This is a genomic window from Streptomyces sp. UNOC14_S4, from assembly GCF_020740835.1.
GTDB lineage: Bacteria > Actinomycetota > Actinomycetes > Streptomycetales > Streptomycetaceae > Streptomyces.
Window position 1 is genome coordinate 1 of sequence record NZ_JAINFC010000542.1, and the last position, 4,955, is coordinate 4,955.

A 4,955-nucleotide genomic window follows, 5' to 3' on the forward strand; every position below is an offset into this window, starting at 1 on the left:
CCCGTGTGCCGCGCAGCCCCTCGTCTGCCGCTGGTTCACCGACGACCGCCCCCTCCAGGCCGCCCCCTGGCCGGGCAGCGTCCGGCTGACCGTCTCCACCGCCGCCCAGGTCCTCCTGCACACCCACCGCCACCGCGCGATCGACGACCTCGCCGAGGCCCTCGTGGAGGCCGGGCACCCCCGCGCCGACGAGCTGCTCACCGCCCTCGCCGAGGACGAGCCGTCCGCGCTCTGCCGCGCCGTGGACCGCTGGGCCCACGACGACCGCCTGGAGCGCCATGTGGCCGCGGCCGCGTACGCGCTCAAGACCGCGCCGCACGTCACCATCGACGCCGACCGCGAGCTGCTGCGCTACTCCGCGCTCGCCCTCCTGGCCCGCCCCGCCGAGGGCGCCCTGCACGGCACCGCGCTCGCCCTGCTCGTACGCGACGCCACGACCCGCGCCAAATACCTCCCGCAGGCCATCGTCCGCTTCGCCGCCGGTGACCCGCACCTGCCCGCCGACGCCCTCGCCGCGGCCCTGACCACCCACCCGGAGCCCGTCCTCGCCATCTTCCGGGCGCGGCTGTACGAGCCGGGCGACGGCCCGGGGCAGGTCGTGCGGGCCCTCGCCGAGGTCTCGGCCCCCACTCTGGCCCGGCGGGCGGCCGGGCTCGTCCGGGAGCACGTCGAGCACCGGCCCGAGGGCGCCGTGCACGCCGCGGCCTTCGTCGACCGCCGCCTGGAGGAGGGGCCCGCGGTCCGGTCCGTCCTCTTCCCGCTCGTCGTGCACCTGCTCAGCAGCCGCGCCCCCCAGGTCCGCCGCGCCCTCGCGCCGGTCCTGGCCGCCCCCGGCACCTCCCTCTCGCGCCCCCTGCGCCAGGAGTTGCTGGAGGTGCTCCTGGAGCGCGAGCAGTACGGGCCGTACGAGCGGGACGTCACCGTCCTCGACGCCCTGCTGCGCGCGGTGGCCGTGGGCGCGGGGGAGCGCACGGAGGCCCGCACCCGCGACCTGGTGCACCGCACCGGGCTGCTCATGGCGCGCTCGGCGGAGGGCGCGGCCTGCTTCGACCGGCGGCTGGTGCAGCTGTCCCGCGAGATCCCCGTCTTCGGCGAGCAGGTGCGCCGCTGGGTGCGGTCGGCGCCCGCGCAGTGGGCCGTGGTGGTGGGCCCGAGGGCCCGGATCAGGCTCACGGCCACGGCGGACGGGAGCGATCCGACCCTCGGGGGACCGGCCGATGCGGACCGCCGGGAACCGGCATGGCACCCTTAGTCCTGCGTATATCGACAGACATCAGTTCGGTTCGGCGAGGAGCGGGCACAGTGCAGCGCTGGCGTGGCTTGGAGGACATCCCCCAGGACTGGGGGCGCAGCGTCGTCACCATCGGCTCGTACGACGGGGTGCACCGGGGGCACCAACTGATCATCGGGCGTGCGGTGGAGCGGGCCCGCGCCCTCGGGGTGCCCGCGGTGGTGGTCACGTTCGACCCGCACCCGAGCGAGGTGGTCCGGCCGGGCAGCCACCCGCCGCTGCTGGCCCCGCACCACCGGCGTGCGGAGCTCATGGCGGAGCTCGGCGTGGACGCGGTGCTGGTCCTGCCGTTCACGGCGGAGTTCTCGAAGCTGTCGCCCGCGGACTTCGTGGTGAAGGTCCTGGTCGACAAGCTGCACGCCAAGCTGGTCGTGGAGGGCCCGAACTTCCGCTTCGGCCACCGCGCCGCGGGCAACGTCGAGTTCCTCAAGGAGCTCGGCGCCACGTACGACTACGACGTCGAGGTCATCGACCTCCGCGTGAGCGGCGCGGCGGGCGGCGGGCTGCCGTTCTCGTCCACCCTGGTCCGGCGCCTGGTCGCCGAGGGCGACGTCGCGGGCGCGATGGAGATCCTCGGGCGCCCGCACCGCGTCGAGGGCGTGGTGGTCCGCGGCGCACAGCGCGGCCGCGAGCTGGGCTATCCCACGGCCAACGTCGAGACCCTGCCGCACACGGCGATCCCGGCCGACGGCGTCTACGCGGGCTGGCTGACCGTCGGCGACGAGGCGATGCCCGCGGCCATCTCGGTCGGCACGAACGTGCAGTTCGACGCGACCGAGCGCACGGTCGAGGCGTACGCCATCGACCGCACCGACCTGGACCTCTACGGCCTGCACGTGGCCGTGGACTTCCTGGCCTACCTGCGCGGCATGGAGAAGTTCGAGTCCATCGAGGCCCTGCTGGAGTGCATGGCGGACGATGTGAAGCGGGCGCGCGACCTGGTGTCGGCACACGAGGCGGCGGGTCCGGAGAAGAGCTGAACCCTGGCCGGGGGATGAGGAAGGGGCCCGGCGACGTACTGTCGACGCTGTTGGTCGACCCGGGGGCCGCTGCTTCGCCCCGCTGATCGTTTGGTCGGCGGGGCGAAGTACTGCGAAGTGGCGGGTGCAGGTGCGGGCTCTGCTGCGAGTGCCGGTGGCGCCAGTGAAATCAGCGGCATGAAGGACCTGAGCTGTCACACGTCCTTGACGACGATCCGGTCCCCGCAAAGCTTCGACCAGTCGTCACGGTCGGACGTCAGGACGAGGACGGGTGCTGGGGAGCGCAGAGCCAGTGCTGCCACCAGCGCGTCGATGGCGTACTTATGGCCGTGCAACCCTCCGGCGTTCCGCAGCAACTGTACGGCGGTCATGGAGTCCGCCTGGCTGACCGGTTCGAGCTGCAACCGGGAGAGGACCCAGTTCATCCGCGCCAGGTCCGTTTTGCCGTGTGCCGCTTCGACCACGGTCAGGACGGAAACGAGAACGATTACTCCGGCCCGTCTGGCGGCTTCGACACGGGCCACCATCCTGCGCTCGTTGCCCAGGAGCAGGGAGAGCGCCTGGCAGTCGAGTACGAGGGAGCGGGCGGGTGCCTCCTTCACGCAGCATCCCGGCCGGAGCCATGGGGGTCTGCCCCGTCCCGTCCGGACTCATGGGGATCGGCATGCTCGAAGAGCTCGCGCCGTGCGGCATCGATCTCCTCCTCGGTGAGGACGCCGTGTTCTGCCTCGTGCTGGGCCACGATCTCGGCAAGTCCATCCATTGCCAGCTGGTGCCGGACAGCTTCGGTGATGTAGCTGGAGACGCCCCGGCGGCCCGCTCGGGAGCGGATCTCGGCTACGAGATCGGTGGGCATGGACACGGAGATGTTCTCCGTCGTCCCGGCTCGTGTCGGCTTCACGGCATCAGAGTACGACAACCTCTATTACAGCGTCCGGCTTCTTGCAGATGGCGCTTCCGCTCAGTCCGGCAGTGCGAACGCGACAGGGCACCCACGCGAACCGGCTGGCTCGGTCCTGGTCGACCCACCGCTCCAGCGAGCTGCCGGTCTTGCCCGGCTGCGCCGCCACACATCAAACGCGTACGTCACACGCGGCGCAGCCAGGATGAGTCGCGTGCGATCAGGCCTCTTGCGAGCCGTCCTGTTCGTCGCTCTCGGGATCAGCTGGAATCGGCGTGTCGAAGACATCAACAGCGAACTCGGATACCGAGGTTCCGAATTCGTCCTCGCCTTCGCCGCGAAGGAGCGTATGTAGACGCCGGCCTTCAAGACCACAACCAGGTCTCGAAGGCCGACGTCACGCCAGACCCCGGATTAACCGACAGCGGCGACGCGCTGTCGCCCGGGGCCCCACCCCTTTCTCGCTCTTCTCGCCGCTCAGCCCTGCTGTGGCGGGTACTGCTGGGGATAGCCGTAGCTGTCCGGCCCGGGCTGCTGCGGGTAGGGGTGCGCGCCGGGCTGCGGGCCGTACGGATACGGCTGCTGCGGTTGGGGCTGGGGCTGCGGAGGCTGCGCGTACGGCCCGGGCTGCTGCGGGGCCTGGGGCTGCGGCTGGCCGCCGTAGGGGTCGTACGGCTGCTGCTGCGGGTGGTACGGGTACGCGCCGGGAGCCGGCTGGCCGGGAGCGGGTGCGGGCTGGCCGGGGGCGTAGGCGCCCGGCGCGGGCGGCGCCTGGTGCGCCGGCGGGTTCTCGCCGGTCCACAGCCCGCGCTGCTGCTGGGCCCGGGCGAAGTCCTCCGCCACCAGCGCCGAGAGGGTGAAGTACGCCTCGCGCGTCTTCGGCCGCATCATCTCCAGGTCGACCTCGGCACCCGTCGCCAGGTGCTCGTCGAAGGGGACGACCACGACGCCACGGCAGCGGGTCTCGAAGTGGGAGACGATGTCCTCCACCTTGATCATCTTGCCGGTCTCGCGCACCCCGGAGATCACGGTGACGCTGCGCGAGACGAGGTCCGCGTAGCCGTGCGCGTGCAGCCAGTCGAGCGTGGTGCTGGCGCTGCTCGCGCCGTCGACGGACGGCGTGGAGACGATGATCAGCTGGTCGGCGAGGTCGAGGACACCGCGCATCGCGCTGTAGAGCAGTCCGGTGCCCGAGTCGGTGAGGATGACCGGGTACTGCTTGCCCAGCAGGTCTATCGCCCGCCGGTAATCCTCGTCGTTGAAGGTCGTCGAGACCGCCGGGTCCACGTCGTTGGCGATGATCTCCAGGCCGGACGGGGCCTGCGAGGTGTAGCGCCGGATGTCCATGTAGCTGTGCAGGCCCGGGATCGCCTGGACGAGGTCACGGATCGTCGCGCCCGTCTCGCGGCGGACACGGCGGCCGAGCGTACCGGCATCGGGGTTGGCGTCGATCGCCAGGATCTTGTCCTGCCGCTCGCTGGCCAGCGTCGCGCCGAGCGCGGTGGTCGTGGTCGTCTTGCCGACGCCGCCCTTGAGGCTGATGACGGCGATCCGGTAGCAGGAGAGCACGGGCGTGCGGATCAGCTCCAGCTTGCGCTGCCGCTCGGCCTCCTCCTTCTTGCCGCCGAGCTTGAACCGGCCGCCCGCGAGCTGCTTCTTCGGCTTGGGCTTGCCGCGCAGCAGCCGTTCCGAGGACAGCTCCATGGACGCCGTGAAACCGAGCGGCGCCCCGTGCACGGAACGCTGCCGCTGCTCGGGCGTCACCGTCGGCCACCCACCGGCC

At 71.9% G+C, this 4,955-nt stretch carries 4 protein-coding genes and 1 pseudogene; 2 read left to right on the forward strand and 3 right to left on the reverse strand.

The window, feature by feature from the left end:
* A pseudogene (locus K6I34_RS31545) lies at window positions 1-1,252 on the forward strand (serine protease); the annotation flags it as partial.
* A gap of 50 nt (window positions 1,253-1,302) precedes the next feature.
* Window positions 1,303-2,271: a bifunctional riboflavin kinase/FAD synthetase gene (locus tag K6I34_RS31550; protein ID WP_229331316.1), complete on the forward strand. Its 969-nt coding sequence runs from the start codon at window positions 1,303-1,305 to the stop codon at window positions 2,269-2,271.
* A 194-nt stretch (window positions 2,272-2,465) separates the two neighbouring features.
* Here the strand turns inward: K6I34_RS31550 and K6I34_RS31555 are convergent, their stop codons facing one another.
* The 3 genes from K6I34_RS31555 to K6I34_RS31565 all read right to left on the reverse strand — a co-directional run.
* The gene (locus K6I34_RS31555) at window positions 2,466-2,873 is read right to left on the reverse strand and encodes a PIN domain-containing protein (RefSeq protein ID WP_229331318.1); all 408 of its coding nucleotides are present in this window, start codon (window positions 2,871-2,873) and stop codon (window positions 2,466-2,468) included.
* Entirely contained in the window at window positions 2,870-3,172 is a 303-nt protein-coding gene (locus K6I34_RS31560; protein WP_229331320.1) for a ribbon-helix-helix domain-containing protein, read from the reverse strand. Before K6I34_RS31560 ends, K6I34_RS31555 begins: the two co-directional genes overlap by 4 nt.
* A gap of 477 nt (window positions 3,173-3,649) precedes the next feature.
* The coding region (locus K6I34_RS31565; protein ID WP_229331322.1) for a MinD/ParA family protein at window positions 3,650-4,955 on the reverse strand (1,306 nt) is incomplete at its 5' end.